Here is a 16,728-nt window from a genome sequence, read left to right on the forward strand (position 1 = left end):
GCGGTGTACCAAAGTTTGTTTCATGTGGAAACATTCTAGTTATCACTTTTTTAATAAAATAGCCTTTTTTATACTATTAAATTACCACTTCCAACTGTAAGCAACAGTTTTTACTTCTTTCGCTTTTCCTTTGACGGTAGCTGGAAGTTCTGGATAGTTCAGTTCGAATGCCGTTTTTCCACCTGCATTCAACCCAATATCTAATGAACCATTCAATACGCCTACCAATTTCCCTTCTCCATCATATAAACCAGATGCCAAACGAATGTCATCCGCTTTTTCATCCCCGTCATTTATCACATTCCCTGTGACAGAATAAGGATTATCTGAAAAATCACCGCTCAAAGCGTTCAACTTAACATTTTCCGTTTTTAAATAGGCTGGTTCCTCATCTGTTGTATCGAAATCTATATTAGAATACGCTTTATTGACCAATTTAGGGTCTTTCACAGAATCTAAAATAGTGGATTCACCAATATACGCCGTTTCACCTGGCATGATGACATCAGGTGTAGCCGTTATCATACTGGCCGTACCAAGGACGCTTCCGTCTTCCCCTTCAAAATTAATTTGGATATCACTTAACGAAGCAGGGGCATTTCCGGTATTTTTCACTTCGGCAGAATAGTTCACCCAAACAGAATCAATAGAATCTTTCCAAGCACCGAATGTTTCTTGCATTATTTCTACTTTCGCTTCTTTTTTATCTTTTTGTTCAGCTTTTGTATTGGTAGAAGAACCTTTCTCAGTTGAAACAGTTTGTTCCTCACCTGAACAGGCAGTCAATAGTAAAACCACCAACAAAAGACTCATACTCCATATTTTTTTCATTGAAATAATTCCTCCCTTTTACAACAGGAACTATATTACCATAGTTTTTACGGATTTGGTTGAAAAAATCAAACCTTCAGTGCTTTACAAATGATGGACTAGAGAAGCATAGATCTTTGAATAGGTATTTATTCCATCTTGATTTCTAAAATATGTATTTATTTTTTTTGTTTTTACTATTTAACAAGACTTTCGACCTGGTGACATTCAAGGCATCGTTTTTTCATGAGATCAAAAGGGCCCTTCTCTTTACGATTTCTATTAGTATATTCTTCACTTTTACCATCTCTAAGATGATGCTTCAACCAAAATAAAAACTGCACCCCGCTTGTTAGGTCATGTCTAACAAGCGGGGTGCAGTTCACATGGTATTGTTTTTATTAATACTTATCCTTTTACGTGTGTCGCTTCTTTTAAAGAAATGACCGTATCGGCATCAGGGGTAACATAAACGGTTTGCTGTTGTTCATAGATGACAAACCCAGGTTTCGATCCATTTGGTTTCTTCACATGGCGAACTTGGGTGAAATCGACAGGCACCGAACTTGATTGCTTGGCTTTGCTGAAGAATGCAGCTAAAGCGGCCGCTTCCTTTATCGTATTTTCACTTGGTGATTCATTCCGAATCACGACATGTGAGCCGGGAATATCCTTCGTATGAAGCCAGATTTCATCACGACGGGCAAATTTATTCGTCAAGTAATCATTTTGCTTATTATTTTTCCCGACAAATATGAGGTCTCCATCACTACTGTAATAAGTCTCAAGCTGCGGTTTGGCATTGGCAGGTTTTTTCATGCCCTTTTTCTTTTTCTGGCGGATGTAGCCTTCTTCTTGTAGTTCTTCGCGTATTTCCTCGATATCTTTTGGTGAGGCAGACTGCAATTGCTGATGCAAGGCTTCAAAGTAAGCCAATTCCAGTTGGGCTTTTTCGATTTGCTCTTGGACGACAACGACCGCATTTTTGGACTTTTGATATTTTGAAAAGTACTTCTGTGCATTATCAGATGGGTTTTTTAATGGATTAAGCGGGATAACGACAGTCTCTTGATCTTCATTGTAATAATTGATGACCTCGATTTCCTTCATGCCTTTTTTCATTTGATATAAGTTGGCTGTCAGCAATTCACCGAACAGCTGGTATTGTTCCCCGCGTTCCGTTTCCTTTAGCGTACGTTCCAATTTGCCGATTTTTTTTGAGTTTTTTTCTATTTCATTCGTAATGAAGCGTTCTATATCCTGGCCCTTTTGCTTGACGCGGTCCCGTTCGGCTTTCCCGAAGTAATAGCGGTCAAGCATCTCGCTTAAGGATGGAAATGACCTTTCTTTACCCCTCAGGTGATTCAGGGAAAGCATATAGAAAACTTCTTTACTGCCATCTTGTTTGATGGTCGGGACATACTCTCGATCTGCAATCTCTTTTATAAGGCTAGAGAAAGCAGGTGGAAGTGTCGAACTGTTCGCCAAACCAGCACGGTAAACTGCCTCTTTAGCCGCTAGGGGTGAAACTCCTGAGAAATGGGCTACTAGCTGACGGTCAAGCTTTCCAGCATTAAAGTCCAGCGATTTCCTTATATCATCGTCAGTGGAGTCAAATGGATTTTGCTTCTCCTGTTCTGGGGGGAGAATGTATTCCTGGCCAGGTAATATCGCCCGGTGGCTGTTCACAGCGTGTGATACATGTTTGATGCTGTCTAAAATCATATTCCGCTCTTTATCAACTAAGATGATATTGCTGTGACGACCCATAATTTCGATGATTAGCTGTTTCTGGGAAACATCGCCCAGTTCATTTCTACCTTTCACTTCGAGGATGATCATCCGATCTAGCTCATGTTGATAGATGTCCTCGATTGTATATCCTTCCAGATGCTTCCTGAGCAGCATGCAGAACATTGGTGCCTCTTTCGGATTTTCATAGCTTTCTTCTGTCAGCTGTACCCTTGAATAGCTCGGGTGTGCAGATAATAGTAGCTTTTGATTTTTACCTCCAGCCCGAACCACCAGTATGATTTCGTTTTTATAGGGCTGATGCACTTTATTGATGCGCCCGCCTTTTAATAAAGAAGCGATTTCTTCCGTTATCGCTTTCGTGAATAATCCATCGAATGACATTCATTTTACTTCCTTTACATAAGATTTTCTATAAGGCTCTTTCAATAGCCGTTTTAAAATGGTTGCCTATATTACTGGAATAAACATGGGAATGAGTCTATTCCTGACATTCATTAATCCATCGGTAGGTCGGATAATCCGTTTGTGCAATTTCAGATTAATTATAGCATTTTTTTGGACGAGTCTGAATAATCATGGAAGAAGAGCAGTTGTTTTATGTAGTTTAGTATGCAGGCGGATGAGGGTGAGCAACGCTAAGTGCCTGTTTTGAGCATGTATACTGGGGCCTATTTCATTCTATTCAAAGGGATGTGTGATACTCGATGGAGTTCAAGGAAATGAATAAGCAAGAAATGGAGAAGGCGCTTCAAACGGACGTGAAAGCTGGTTTGAATGAGAAAGAAGTAAAGGACAGGCTGAACAAGCAAGGATTCAATGAACTGAAAGAAGGGGAAAAGCAATCTGCCATTTTACTGTTCTTCGCTCAATTTAAAGATTTTATGGTCATTGTCTTGCTTGCGGCAACCTTGGTCTCTGGCATCTTGGGTGAATATATCGATGCGATTGCCATCATTGCCATTGTTTTTTTAAATGGGGTACTTGGGTTTTTTCAAGAACGTAAGGCTGAAAAATCATTGGATGCCTTAAAGGAAATGACAGCCCCACAGGTTCAGGCATTAAGGAACGGGCAATGGCTGAAGATCCCTTCAAGGGAAGTGGTAGTAGGGGATATCTTGAAATTTGCAAGCGGGGACCGAATAGGGGCAGATTTACGGATCGTCGACCATTCCAGCCTTGAAATTGAAGAATCAGCTCTAACTGGCGAGTCCATTCCAGCCGTGAAATGCTCCGATCCATTAATGGGCGAGGCGGAAAGCATCGGGGATCAGGAAAATATGGCGTTCATGGGAACGATGGTCACTAGAGGAAATGGTATTGGAATTGTTGTCGCGACAGGAATGAACACAGCAATGGGGAAGATAGCGGACCTTCTTCAAACAGCAGAAACCAAGGAAACGCCACTACAACGACGATTGGAACAATTGGGAAAAATCTTAATCATTACCGCGTTGATCTTAACTGGAGTCGTCGTATTAACGGGTGTCCTTCAAGGGCATGATCTTTATACCATGTTTTTAGCCGGTGTTTCCTTGGCTGTTGCGGCCATCCCGGAAGGCTTGCCTGCCATTGTGACAGTAGCCTTGTCTCTTGGCGTTCAACGGATGATTAAACAAAAGGCCATTGTTAGGAAGTTGCCTGCGGTTGAAACGCTTGGATGTGCCACGGTGATATGTTCCGACAAAACTGGAACATTGACCCAGAATAAAATGACGGTTACGAAAATTTGGAGTGGCGGGAAGACATGGGATGTAAGTGGGACAGGATATCATCCGACTGGGGAGTTTTCTTCAGGAGGAGTTTCGGTCGCTCCAAAAAATGAAAAGGCTCTCCTCCAAATGGTGACATTTGGGATTCTTTGCAACAAAGCCGAGGTAAATGAGAGAGGTAAAGGATATATTCTTGACGGAGATCCGACAGAAGGCGCGATGGTAGTAGCGGCGATGAAGGCGGGTTTGACGAGGGAGCATTTGTCAAACCAGTTCACGATCGTGAGGGAGTTTCCATTCGATTCTGAAAGGAAGATGATGAGTGTTGTAGTCAAGGATGATAAAGAAAACCATTTTGTCGTAGTAAAAGGGGCACCAGATGTTTTGCTAGCCCAGAGTGATACGATTTTAGTGGACGGTAGAACGGACCCGCTAAATCGGGAAAACAAGGAACGGGTTCAACTGAAAATGAATGAGCTTGCATCAAGTGCACTTCGGATGATTGCAGTGGGTTACAAACCACTTTCAAAGGGAACCATTCTACTCCATGAGACAGAGGCCGAACGGAATTTGACCTTCATGGGGCTGCAGGGCATGATAGACCCACCTCGTCCTGAAGTGAAACAAGCAGTGAAGGAATGCCGGGATGCGGGAATTAAAACGGTCATGATAACGGGCGACCATGTTATAACAGCCAGGGCTATTGCTAAAGATCTTGGTATTTTAAGAGGGAAAGACCGTGTACTCGAAGGTCATCAATTATCGGCGATGGAAGTTGACGAGCTCGAAGAAATCGTTGAAGGAGTGTCTGTGTTCGCCCGTGTTTCCCCGGAACATAAGTTGAAAATCGTGAAGGCTTTACAGAATAAAGGACATGTTGTTGCGATGACGGGGGATGGCGTCAATGACGCTCCGGCAATAAAGTCGGCCGATATCGGTATATCAATGGGCATCACGGGTACAGACGTCGCAAAGGAGGCTTCTTCCTTGATTTTGGTCGATGATAATTTCGCCACGATTAAATCGGCTATTAAAGAAGGAAGGAACATCTATGAAAACATTCGGAAGTTTATCCGGTATTTGTTGGCATCGAATGTTGGTGAAATTCTTGTCATGTTTTTCGCCATGCTTTGTGCCTTACCTTTACCATTGATTCCCATTCAAATCCTATTCGTCAACTTGGTGACGGACGGACTCCCGGCTATGGCTTTGGGTCTCGATGATCCTGAAGAAGATGTGATGAAAAGGAATCCGAGAAATGCTAATGAAGGGGTTTTTGGGAGGGGACTAGGCTGGAAAATCCTCTCACGTGGTTTTTTAATTGGGATCTCGACGTTAATTGCCTTTTATGTGGTATATCGTGCGAATCCTGATAATCTTGCATATGCACAGACCATCGCATTTGCGACCCTTGTACTTGCCCAGTTGATCCATGTTTTTGACTGTCGGAGTGAAAAGTCCATTTTCTCAAGAAATCCGTTTGGCAATCTGTATTTAGTGGGAGCAGTGCTCTCTTCCCTGTTGTTAATGCTTGCTGTCATGTATGTACAGCCGCTACAGGCAATCTTTCACACCGTTCCGATTTCGGGCAGGGATTGGCTATTAGTGGTAGGAATGTCATCAATCCCAACTTTTTTACTGGCGGGAACCTTTTTAGCAAGAAAAGCACAATAAAATATGATATAATCTTTTAGGTGATAGAGTCTTTCTCTATTACCTTTTTATTTTTAGAACCTTTTATTTATACTGATCATGACGTGAAAATGCTGATATAGATTGAATGAACATACCAAGTTACTACATTATGTTTGATTGGAAGTGGAGACATGGTTACCAGTATGACGGGCTATGGAAGAGGAGAATCACAAAACGAACAGGTCAAGGTCTTTGCAGAAATCAAGACCGTCAACCATCGTTTCTGCGAATATACGATTCGAATGCCGCGCCAGCTGTTGGTTCTGGAAGAAAAAGTGAAAAAAATGGCGAGTGAATACATAAGAAGGGGACGGGTGGAACTCTTCATAACGGTCGAAGGGAAAAGCCTGGTTTCTAAAAATGTTGATATCGATTGGAATCTTGCAGATCAATATGTAAGCCTGATGGATGCAGTGAAGGGGAAATATAACCTTGGCGGTTCCATTTCGCTTCAAGATATACTGCAACTCGAATCGATTTTCTTGATGGAAGAAGTAGCGACCGTTCCTAGTGATTTGGAAAAGTTGCTTATGGAATCAGTAAAGGGTGCCCTAGAAAACCTGAAACAAATGCGTGTTCAGGAAGGACAGGGGCTGGCCAGTGATTTGCAAAGTCAGTTAAAGAAGTTTGCTGAGATTGTAGCGGGGGTTAAAACCTATGCGCCTTCTGTTGTAAAGCAATATAAGGATCGACTGACAATAAAGCTTTCCGAGTTGACTGATGGAATGATTGAAGATAGTCGCATTGTCACAGAGGCGGCCATATTTGCGGATAAATGTGATATAAATGAAGAATTGACTAGGCTCGATAGCCATGTGCAACAGTTTTCGGATACCCTTAAGCAAGGCCAACCGATTGGGAGGAAATTGGATTTTCTCGTTCAAGAGATGAACAGGGAAGTCAATACGATCGGTTCAAAGGCAAATGACTCAGCCATTACAAAAGAAGTGGTTGAAATGAAAAGCCTGCTTGAAAAATTGAAGGAACAGGTTCAAAATATCGAATAATCGGTTTATGATAACCCTGTCAAGGCGACAATAGAATATGAATGGGGGACAAAAATGTCAATTAAGCTCATTAATATTGGTTTTGGTAATATCGTTTCCGCAAATCGGATCGTATCCATTGTAAGTCCTGAATCTGCTCCAATAAAAAGGATTATCCAGGATGCCCGTGATCGCGGATCATTAATAGATGCTACATACGGCAGAAGAACAAGGGCCGTTATTATTACAGACAGCGACCATGTCATCTTATCCGCCGTTCAACCGGAAACGGTTGCAGCAAGGCTTCAAGATCGAGATGATAGCGTAGAAGAGGGGTAACTGAAAGATTATGAGAGAAAAAGGTTTATTAATTGTTTTGTCCGGCCCATCAGGTGTGGGTAAGGGTACCGTAAGAAAGGCAATCTTTTCTCAGCCGGGTACGGCATTCGAGTATTCAATTTCGATGACGACACGACTTCCACGGCAAGGTGAGGTGGATGGGGTAGATTATTTCTTTAAAAAGCGTGAGGATTTCGAAGCGTTGATTGAAGAAGGAAAGCTCCTGGAATATGCGGAGTTCGTCGGCAATTATTATGGAACACCTGTTGATTATGTCCGAGAAACGATTGATTCCGGAAAAGATGTTTTTCTTGAAATCGAAGTACAAGGAGCTAGGCAGGTTCGGGAAAAGTTTCCTGAAGGCCTATTCATTTTCCTTGCCCCGCCAAGCTTGAGTGAACTTGAAAGTCGGATCGTAACCCGTGGTACCGAGACGGAGGAAGCGATCAAAGGGCGCATGAAGGTGGCTAAAGAGGAAATAGAGCTTATGGATCTGTATGATTACGTCGTTGAAAATGACCATGTAGATGCTGCTTGTGCTAGAATTAATGCAATTGTAATTGCCGAACATTGCCGTCGGGAAAGAGTTGCTGTTCTTTATAAAAAAATGTTGGAGGCGGAATAAACTATGTTATATCCATCTATTGATTCATTATTACTGAAAATCGATTCAAAATACTCACTTGTATCTGTGGCAGCCAAGCGTGCTAGAGAAATGCAAATTAAAGATAACTGCATGATTGCTAAACCAGTTTCTCACAAATCAGTCGGTCGTGCCCTTGAAGAAATCTATTCTGGTAAATTATCATATGATAATTCATCTGAAGTAAAATAATTGAACACTTAAGCTTGACCTATCGGGCCTGACACCCTAACAGCAAACAGGATGCGTTACTTTTGGAACTTGCTTCCTTCCTGCGGCAAAGGTGTGTCAGGCCTGTTTGTTTTGATTTTGGATAGGAGCAAACAAACAGCAATCCAAAAAGCGGTTATGGACTTTATTGACACTTACCAAGGTTCTTGCGCATATATAATGAAATTTTACCTGTAAACCTTCATAATTAGTTAATAATAGAATGTATAGTTAGGGGAAATTTGCATGCTAATCGATAAAAAGGTTCTACTTTGTGTCACTGGCGGAATTGCTGTATATAAGGCTGCAGCCCTGACCAGTAAACTGACGCAGGCAGGGGCTCACGTTAAGGTGATCATGAGTGCCTCGGCGCGCCAATTCGTGACGCCTCTTACCTTTCAGGCACTTTCAAGACATGATGTTTATACCGATACATTTGATGAAAAAGATTCCTCGGTCATTGCCCATATCGACCTTGCTGATTGGGCGGATATTGTCCTGGTGGCGCCTGCCACAGCGAATGTTATTGGCAAGATAGCCAATGGCATCGCGGATGATATGATCACGACCACGTTGCTTGCAACGGAGGCCCCTGTTTGGGTAGCTCCGGCTATGAATGTCCATATGTACGCTCATCCGGCTGTGCAGAAGAATATGGAGACGCTTCGTACGTTTGGTTATCAATTCATAGAGCCCGGTGAAGGGTATTTGGCTTGCGGCTATGTAGGAAAGGGAAGACTGGAAGAACCGGAAACGATTGTACAACATCTACAAGAATACTTTGGGGAAGTTGGCTTGAAACCACTTAAGGGTAAGAAATTCTTAATCACGGCGGGGCCTACCCGTGAAGCAATCGATCCTGTACGCTTCGTGACGAACCATTCTAGTGGCAAGATGGGCTATGCCATTGCCGAGCAGGCAGCCAATCAGGGAGCCGATGTGACCTTGGTCACCGGGCCCGTGAGTTTGGCTCCGCCTTCGAAGGTGAAGGTCATTCCCGTCGAATCAGCCGCAGATATGTATGAAGCGGTGTTTGAGCAATTTGACTCGAGTGATGTGGTAATTATGACGGCTGCGGTTGCCGACTATAAACCCAAATTCTATCATGAACAGAAAATGAAAAAGCAGCCTGGTGAAAATGTGATTGAATTTGAACGGACAAAGGACATTCTTATGGAATTGGGCAAGAATAAGACTCATCAGCTCTTAGTCGGTTTTGCAGCCGAAACGAATAATGTGGAAGAGTATGCAAAAGGGAAATTGGTGAAGAAGAATGCCGATATGATCGTAGCCAATAATGTTACGGTATCGGGTGCAGGCTTCGGCACGGATACAAATATTGTTACGATCTTTAATAAGGATGGGCGTTCCATCGAACTTCCAAAAATGAGTAAAGCGGATATCGCCAAAAGTATTTTGGCAGAAGTATCCTGCATGCAAAAGGATTGATGTCTAATGGATATTGCATCCGTCATAGTGGATGTACCTGCAAAACAAACGGATAGGGAATTCGATTATCGAATTCCTAAGAAATGGATCCAGGTCATTAAACCTGGCATGCGAGTCATTGTTCCGTTTGGTCCCAGAATGGTGCAGGGATTCGTAACGGGGCTAAAAGATAAAAGTGAATTTGCTAAGCTCCGCCATATTAAAGAACTGATGGATTTGGAGCCTGTTTTAAATGATGAATTGCTGCAACTTGGTGACTGGTTGACGAAAGAGGCCATGTGTTTCAAAATTTCGGCGCTGCAAGCGATGCTACCGGCAGCAATGAAAGCAAAATATGAAAAAGTCATCAATATCGTAGACGGTAAAAAGGCCCAGCTGTCCACGATGATACAAGCTCTTTTTGGCAAGCATGATTCGCTATCATGGAAAGATGCGATAGAAGGGGAACATGCTTCCCTTCTTCAAAAAGAGTTGCAAAAAGGCAATTTAGAGTTAGTGTATTTTGTGAAAAACCGTCTCAATAAAAAGACGGTACGGGTTATAAAACCGTTAGTATCTCCAATGGAATTGAAAGAAATGGGTTCGTCGCTATCCGGAAATGCAAGAAAACAGCAGGAGCTCATCCAATATTTCATTGAACACCCAGACCCGATACCGCTTAAGGAGCTTCTTGAATTGGTTAATGCTTCTAGTGGGACGGTGAAGTCCCTTGTGGCAAAAGGGGCATTGGTCGAACTGGAACAAGAAGTATACCGCGACCCTTATGAAAACCGTGTATTTAATAAATCCAATCCCTTCACATTAACAGATGAGCAGGCTGCCGCGCTTGGGCCCATTCAGGAGAAGATTAAACAGGACGAACATGATGTTTTCCTTTTATATGGTGTAACGGGAAGTGGGAAGACAGAAGTGTATTTACAGGCCATCGCTTCGGTTATGGAGAAAGGGAAGGAAGCCATCATGTTGGTTCCGGAAATTTCTTTGACTCCCCAAACGGTGAAACGGTTTAAAGAACGCTTTGGCGAGCAGGTTGCGGTCATGCATAGTGGTTTATCCGTTGGAGAAAAATATGATGAGTGGAGGAAAATTCATCGTAAAGAAGTAAAAGTAGTGGTAGGGGCACGGTCGGCCGTTTTTGCTCCATTTGAGAATCTTGGGATCGTCATCATTGATGAAGAGCATGAGGCGAGTTACAAGCAAGAAGAAAATCCGCGTTATCATGCAAGGGATGTTGCGATTGAACGAGCGAAATCCTATCAATGCCCTGTCATCCTCGGAGGTGCCACCCCTACCCTAGAATCCTTTGCCCGTGCCAAGAAAAATGTCTATCAGTTATTGACCCTCAGTCGGCGGATGAATAAACATGCTATGCCTGCAGTCGATATCGTGGATATGAGGGAAGAACTAAGATCGGGAAACCGCTCAATGTTTTCCGAACTGCTATTCACGAAGTTGCAAGATCGGCTCGAAAAGGGACAGCAGACGGTACTGATGTTAAATAAGCGTGGGCATTCCTCCTTTGTCATGTGCCGTAGTTGTGGATTGGTGATCAACTGTCCAAATTGTGATATTTCCCTCACTTACCATCGCTTTAATGATATAATGAAATGCCATTATTGCGGGTTTGAGGAAGGGATGCCTTCTGTGTGTCCCGAGTGTGAGAGTGACCATATCCGATTCTTTGGAACGGGTACACAGAAGGTGGAGGAAGAACTTGCCAAGATCCTCCCTGATGCAAGAGTAATTCGGATGGATGTCGATACGACGAGTAGGAAGGGATCACATGAGCGGCTGCTGAATGCATTCGGTGAAGGGAAAGCGGATATACTGCTTGGAACCCAAATGATTGCCAAGGGCCTTGATTTCCCGAATATTACGTTGGTTGGCGTGCTTTCAGCCGATACGATGCTGCATTTGCCTGATTTCCGTTCTTCGGAAAAGACATTCCAGCTATTGACGCAAGTCAGCGGAAGGGCAGGGCGACATACACTTCCTGGTGAAGTGGTGATCCAAACCTATACGCCTGAGCATTACAGTATAGAGCTTTCCGCTATGCAGGATTACGATGCATTTTATGAAAGGGAGATGTACATCCGGAGGCAAGCCCATTATCCTCCTTATTATTATGTAATCCTCGTAACGGTTTCTCATGAGGACTTGATGAAAACCGTGAGTGTGACGGATAAGATTACTAATTTCCTGAGTTCGCGACTGCATAAGGATTCTATCGTCCTCGGGCCGGTCGCCTCCCCAATTAGTCGAATCAACAATAGATATCGATACCAATGTCTGATAAAATACAAACGAGAGCCGGAGCTTTATCACCATTTACGAACGCTTTTGGAGCATTATCAAAAGGAAACGGCCCAAAATCACCTGCAGATTTCCATTGATTTAAATCCGCAGATTATGATGTAGTTGTTATGATATCGCGAGCTGTTCAGGCTTGCGTTTTTATATAGTAAGTTTTGTTTTTTATATTAGGAGGGTACTTTTCGCTTTGACTATTTTACCGATTGTCATGTTTCCTGAAAAAATTTTACAACAAAAATGCGCTAAAATAACAAGTTTTGATAAAAAATTGGCAAAGCTGTTAAATAATATGTACGAAACGATGGTTGAAGCGGATGGAGTGGGTCTTGCAGCCCCACAAGTGGGCGTGAAAAAACAAGTCGCCGTCGTAGAGATAGAGGAAGGATCAGGTGTCATTGAATTGATCAATCCGGAAGTGCTGGAAGTCGAGGGAGAACAGACAGGCGTTGAAGGCTGTCTAAGTTTTCCAGACCTATATGGGGAAGTGTCCCGTCCATACCGTGTCAAAGTGCGTGCACAGGACAGGAAGGGGAATTTTTTCGAAATAGAAGCTGAAGGTTTCCTGGCTAGGGCCATCCAGCATGAAATGGATCATTTGCAAGGGGTGCTATTTACAAGTAAAGTGTCCCGATATATTACAGAGGAAGAGTTAGAAAGGTTTGAAGAAAAATGACAAAAATTATTTTTATGGGGACGCCGGACTTTTCAGTACCGGTGCTTAAGCGAATCATTGACGAGGGGTATGAAGTGATTGCTGTCGTCACTCAGCCGGATCGTCCGGTTGGCAGGAAAAGAGTCTTGACTCCACCACCGGTTAAAGTTGAAGCAATCAAACAAGGGATACCCGTTTACCAGCCAGAGAAAATCCGTGAAAAAGAAGAATTGGAAAAGATCATCCGTTTAAAACCGGACTTAGTGGTGACGGCGGCTTTCGGACAAATTCTTCCTAATGAGTTATTGGAAGCTCCTAAATTTGGCTGTATTAATGTACATGCCTCTTTACTACCTGAACTACGTGGCGGAGCGCCTATTCACTACTCCATCTTACAAGGTAAAGAAAAGACGGGAATCACCATCATGTATATGGCTGAGAAATTAGATGCCGGAGATATTTTAACTCAGGCAGAAGTGGTCATCGAAGAACTAGATAATGTCGGTACGATGCATGATAAGTTGAGTAAGGTCGGTGCGGATTTACTTGCCGACACATTGCCGAAGTTATTGAATGGTGAGCTATCCCCAATTAAGCAAGACGAGGAAAAGGCAACTTTTGCTCCCAACATTAAACGATCAGAGGAAAAAATCGACTGGTCGAAAACGGGAGAGGCCATCTATAATCATGTCCGCGGCTTGAATCCTTGGCCTGTTGCCTATACACTCGTAAACGGGTCTGTCCTGAAAATCTGGCAGACAAAGAAAGTTAAAGGGAACGCTCAAACAAGCCCCGGAACGATCATTGAGGTGCTTGATGAAGGAATGGTCGTGGCGACTGGAAATGAAACGGCGATTCTCATCACCGAACTACAACCATCAGGTAAGAAAAAAATGCCAGCGAAGAATTACTTGATTGGTGCGGGTTCATTCATTAAAGCAGGTATAAAGTTAGGAGAAACTAATGACACAAACTAAAAAGGGAGTACGCGATATTGCTCTCGACATCTTGGAATCTGTAGAGAAAAATCAATCTTATAGCAACCTGTTACTTAATAATTTGATTAAAAAGCATCAATTGTCTGCAGTGGATAGTGGATTGTTAACAGAAATCAGCTACGGAACGATCCAGCGGAAGATGACATTGGATTACTATCTACAGCCATATATAAAAAATCCTAAAAAAACGCAAAGCTGGGTCATTAACCTTCTTAGGCTTTCCGTATACCAAATGGTTTATTTAGATAAAGTGCCAGATCATGCGATTATTTTCGAAGCTGTCGAGATATCGAAAAAACGCGGGCATAAAGGAACGCAGTCAATGGTCAATGGGGTGCTCCGCAATATCCAAAGAAATGGTGTTGCATCATTTGATGATATCAAGGACGACCGTGAACGCCTATCAATTGAAGTGAGTCATCCATTATGGTTGATAAACCGTTGGGTTGAGCAATATGGGTATGAGAAAACAAAGGAAATGTGTGAAATTAACTTAATGGCTCCATTACAGACGGGACGAGTTAACTTGAAACAGATTTCCCGCAGTGAATTAATCAGTATTTTGACTGAAGAGGGATATGATGTGGAAGCCAGTGAATTCGTGCCGGAATCCATTATCAGTTACAAAGGGAACCTGGCACATTCCGAAAGCTATAAATTGGGTCTTCTTTCCATTCAGGACGAAAGTTCGATGCTGGTCGCCCATGCGCTTGGTGCACATGATAACGATGCAGTTTTGGACTGTTGCGCAGCGCCAGGAGGCAAGTCAATGCATATTGCCGAAGGTCTGACGACGGGACAGGTATATGCTCTTGACCTTCATGAACATAAGGTTAAGCTCATCAAGGAACAGGCAGAGCGACTAAAGTTAAGGAACAACATTAAAACGCAGGTCTTAGATAGCAGACATGTTCAGGAACACTTCAATAAAGAAGGGTTTGACCGAATCCTGATAGATGCTCCTTGCTCCGGATTAGGCGTCATGCGTCGTAAGCCTGATGTGAAGTATACAAAAACAAATAATGATATAATGAAACTTTCAAACATACAGAAACAATTATTGGAAGCAGCTGCTCCGCTCCTGAAACAAGGTGGACAGTTAGTATATAGTACATGCACAGTGGACAAAGAAGAAAATGACAGAGTAGCAGCGACGTTCTTGGAACAACATCCGGAGTTCGAAAGCGATACAACATTGTCTGAAAGAATGCCCGAAAGTGTTCAACCATTTGTTGAAGGTCATACCTTGCAAGTGTTCCCGCAATATTTTAGCAGTGACGGTTTCTTTATTGCGAGTTTTAGAAAGAAGGTGCTGTAATGGCAGAGATTACGAAATCATCAAGAGTGAGAAAAGACACAACACCAGAAAAACCATCGATTTATTCGTTGGAGCTTCATCAAATTAAAGAATGGTTGGTTGAAAACGGTGAGAAAGCTTTCCGTGCGGACCAAGTTTATGACTGGCTTTATAAAAAACGCGTTTCAAGTTTTGAGGATATGTCTAACCTATCTAAGACATTGCGAGATAAATTGGAAGATCAATTCACTTTCACGACGTTAAAGACATTGATCCAACAAACATCCAATGATGGAACGATGAAGTTCTTATTTGAATTGCATGATGGGTACTCAATTGAAACCGTATTAATGCGCCATGAATATGGGAATTCCATCTGTGTAACGACACAGGTAGGCTGTAGAATCGGTTGCACATTCTGTGCATCGACGCTTGGTGGTTTAAAACGTAATCTTGAATCAGGGGAAATCGTTGCCCAGGTCGTCAAGGTCCAACAAGCACTTGATGAAGTTGAAGAACGCGTTAGCTCGGTCGTTATCATGGGAATCGGCGAACCATTCGATAACTATGATAATATGATGTCTTTCCTTAAAAATATCAACCATGAAAAAGGGTTGAACATAGGTGCTCGCCATATCACCGTTTCGACTAGTGGGATTATTCCTAAAATCTATAAATTTGCCGAAGAAAGCATGCAAATCAATTTTGCTGTATCACTTCACGCGCCGAACACTGAGTTGAGAAGTAAATTGATGCCGATAAATAAGGCTTATAAGCTTCCTGACTTGATTGAAGCCATCAAATACTACACGGAAAAAACAGGACGCCGTGTCAGCTTTGAATATGGTCTATTCGGTGGAGAAAATGACTCAGTAGAGCACGCTGAAGAACTGGCCGATTTAATAGAAGACATCAAGTGTCATGTCAATTTAATTCCGGTTAACTATGTACCGGAACGCAACTATGTACGTACACCTCGGGATAAGATTTTTGAGTTTGAAAAAACATTGAAAAAACGTGGCATTAATGTAACAATTCGAAGAGAACAAGGCAGTGACATTGACGCAGCCTGTGGCCAGCTTCGGGCTAAGGAGCGTAAAGAAGAGACGAGGTGACCCTATGAGGGCAATATTCAAGACTGACCGTGGGAAAGTCCGCCAACATAATGAAGATAATGGGGGAGTTTTTAGTAATCCGGAAGGCGTACGCCTTGCCATCGTTGCAGATGGCATGGGCGGCCACCGTGCCGGGGATGTAGCGAGTGGGATGACGATTGACCTTTTGAAGGAAAGATGGGAAGAGTCAAGTGGTATTGAAACGGCAAATGATGCTGAAAATTGGTTGAAAACACAAATCCTCCTTGTCAATCAATTGCTTTTTGAACATGCCGAAGCGAACCTGGAATGTAAGGGCATGGGTACAACCATTGTTGCGGCAATATGCACAGATAAATTTGCAACCATCGCAAACATCGGGGACAGCCGGTGTTATTTGTATAACGAAAGCGGATTCAAGCAGGTCACGGAAGACCATTCGCTTGTTAATGAGCTGGTCCGTTCTGGTCAGATCACGAAGGAAGACGCTGAGCATCATCCAAGGAAAAATGTGTTGTTGCGTGCATTGGGCACTGAACTGCAAGTGGAAATGGACATTACGACAGTCATTTTCGAAGAGCAGGATATGCTTTTGCTTTGCTCTGATGGCTTAACGAATAAAGTAAGTGAAGTGGAACTCGAAGAAATGGTTAACAATGGACATTCACTTGAAGAAAAGGCACAGTCGTTAATAGAAATGGCCAATAACTATGGTGGAGAAGATAATATCACCCTTGTGCTTGTTCAATTTATTGATGAAAGCGAAAGCAGGTGAACT

14 protein-coding genes are annotated in these 16,728 nt (G+C 42.8%); 12 read left to right on the forward strand and 2 right to left on the reverse strand.

All coding sequences use genetic code 11. The features are described from left to right. Positions 1-81: 81 nt before the first annotated feature. Together ACIQXU_RS07325 and ACIQXU_RS07330 are read right to left on the reverse strand one after the other, a co-directional pair. On the reverse strand, positions 82-831 hold the full coding sequence (locus ACIQXU_RS07325) for an FxLYD domain-containing protein (RefSeq protein ID WP_402956233.1): 750 nt from the start codon (positions 829-831) through the stop codon (positions 82-84). 387 nt (positions 832-1,218) lie between these two features. Next, a complete protein-coding gene (locus tag ACIQXU_RS07330; RefSeq protein ID WP_402987811.1) occupies positions 1,219-2,946 on the reverse strand; it encodes an Rqc2 family fibronectin-binding protein in 1,728 nt (575 codons plus the stop codon). A gap of 323 nt (positions 2,947-3,269) precedes the next feature. Here ACIQXU_RS07330 and ACIQXU_RS07335 point away from each other — a divergent pair, with 323 nt between their 5' ends. The 12 genes from ACIQXU_RS07335 (at position 3,270) to ACIQXU_RS07390 (ending at position 16,725) form a co-directional block, all read left to right on the forward strand. Next, positions 3,270-5,948 carry a calcium-translocating P-type ATPase, SERCA-type gene (locus tag ACIQXU_RS07335; RefSeq protein ID WP_402987814.1) on the forward strand — a complete coding sequence of 893 codons (2,679 nt, stop codon included), beginning with the start codon at positions 3,270-3,272 and terminating at the stop codon, positions 5,946-5,948. A 152-nt stretch (positions 5,949-6,100) separates the two neighbouring features. Next, positions 6,101-6,976: a YicC/YloC family endoribonuclease gene (locus ACIQXU_RS07340; protein WP_402868228.1), complete on the forward strand. Its 876-nt coding sequence runs from the start codon at positions 6,101-6,103 to the stop codon at positions 6,974-6,976. 54 nt (positions 6,977-7,030) lie between these two features. Further along, positions 7,031-7,294 (forward strand): extracellular matrix/biofilm regulator RemA, encoded by a 264-nt coding sequence (gene remA / locus ACIQXU_RS07345; RefSeq protein WP_034313813.1) that lies wholly within the window; start codon positions 7,031-7,033, stop codon positions 7,292-7,294. A gap of 10 nt (positions 7,295-7,304) precedes the next feature. Then, positions 7,305-7,919, forward strand: a complete 615-nt coding sequence (gene gmk / locus ACIQXU_RS07350; RefSeq protein ID WP_402868230.1) for a guanylate kinase — start codon at positions 7,305-7,307, stop codon at positions 7,917-7,919. A gap of 3 nt (positions 7,920-7,922) precedes the next feature. Next, positions 7,923-8,129, forward strand: coding sequence for a DNA-directed RNA polymerase subunit omega (gene rpoZ, locus ACIQXU_RS07355; RefSeq protein WP_402868232.1), 207 nt, complete (start codon positions 7,923-7,925; stop codon positions 8,127-8,129). Positions 8,130-8,393: 264 nt separating this feature from the next. Further along, positions 8,394-9,596: a bifunctional phosphopantothenoylcysteine decarboxylase/phosphopantothenate--cysteine ligase CoaBC gene (coaBC, locus tag ACIQXU_RS07360; RefSeq protein WP_402868234.1), complete on the forward strand. Its 1,203-nt coding sequence runs from the start codon at positions 8,394-8,396 to the stop codon at positions 9,594-9,596. A gap of 6 nt (positions 9,597-9,602) precedes the next feature. After that, positions 9,603-12,014: a primosomal protein N' gene (gene priA, locus ACIQXU_RS07365; protein ID WP_402987817.1), complete on the forward strand. Its 2,412-nt coding sequence runs from the start codon at positions 9,603-9,605 to the stop codon at positions 12,012-12,014. Between the two features lie 82 nt (positions 12,015-12,096). Further along, entirely contained in the window at positions 12,097-12,582 is a 486-nt protein-coding gene (gene def / locus ACIQXU_RS07370; RefSeq protein WP_402868238.1) for a peptide deformylase, read from the forward strand. Beyond that, positions 12,579-13,538 (forward strand): methionyl-tRNA formyltransferase, encoded by a 960-nt coding sequence (fmt, locus tag ACIQXU_RS07375; protein ID WP_402987820.1) that lies wholly within the window; start codon positions 12,579-12,581, stop codon positions 13,536-13,538. The genes def and fmt overlap by 4 nt, the downstream gene beginning before the upstream one ends. Continuing rightward, entirely contained in the window at positions 13,525-14,877 is a 1,353-nt protein-coding gene (gene rsmB, locus ACIQXU_RS07380) for a 16S rRNA (cytosine(967)-C(5))-methyltransferase RsmB (RefSeq protein WP_402868242.1), read from the forward strand. The genes fmt and rsmB overlap by 14 nt, the downstream gene beginning before the upstream one ends. Continuing rightward, positions 14,877-15,971, forward strand: a complete 1,095-nt coding sequence (gene rlmN, locus ACIQXU_RS07385) for a dual-specificity RNA methyltransferase RlmN (RefSeq protein WP_402868244.1) — start codon at positions 14,877-14,879, stop codon at positions 15,969-15,971. Before rsmB ends, rlmN begins: the two co-directional genes overlap by 1 nt. A gap of 4 nt (positions 15,972-15,975) precedes the next feature. Then, positions 15,976-16,725: a Stp1/IreP family PP2C-type Ser/Thr phosphatase gene (locus tag ACIQXU_RS07390; RefSeq protein WP_402868245.1), complete on the forward strand. Its 750-nt coding sequence runs from the start codon at positions 15,976-15,978 to the stop codon at positions 16,723-16,725. The last annotated feature ends 3 nt before the right edge of the window (positions 16,726-16,728 follow it).

Origin of the sequence: Peribacillus sp. NPDC097284 (assembly GCF_044761765.1) — a bacterium.
Lineage (GTDB): Bacteria > Bacillota > Bacilli > Bacillales > DSM-1321 > Peribacillus.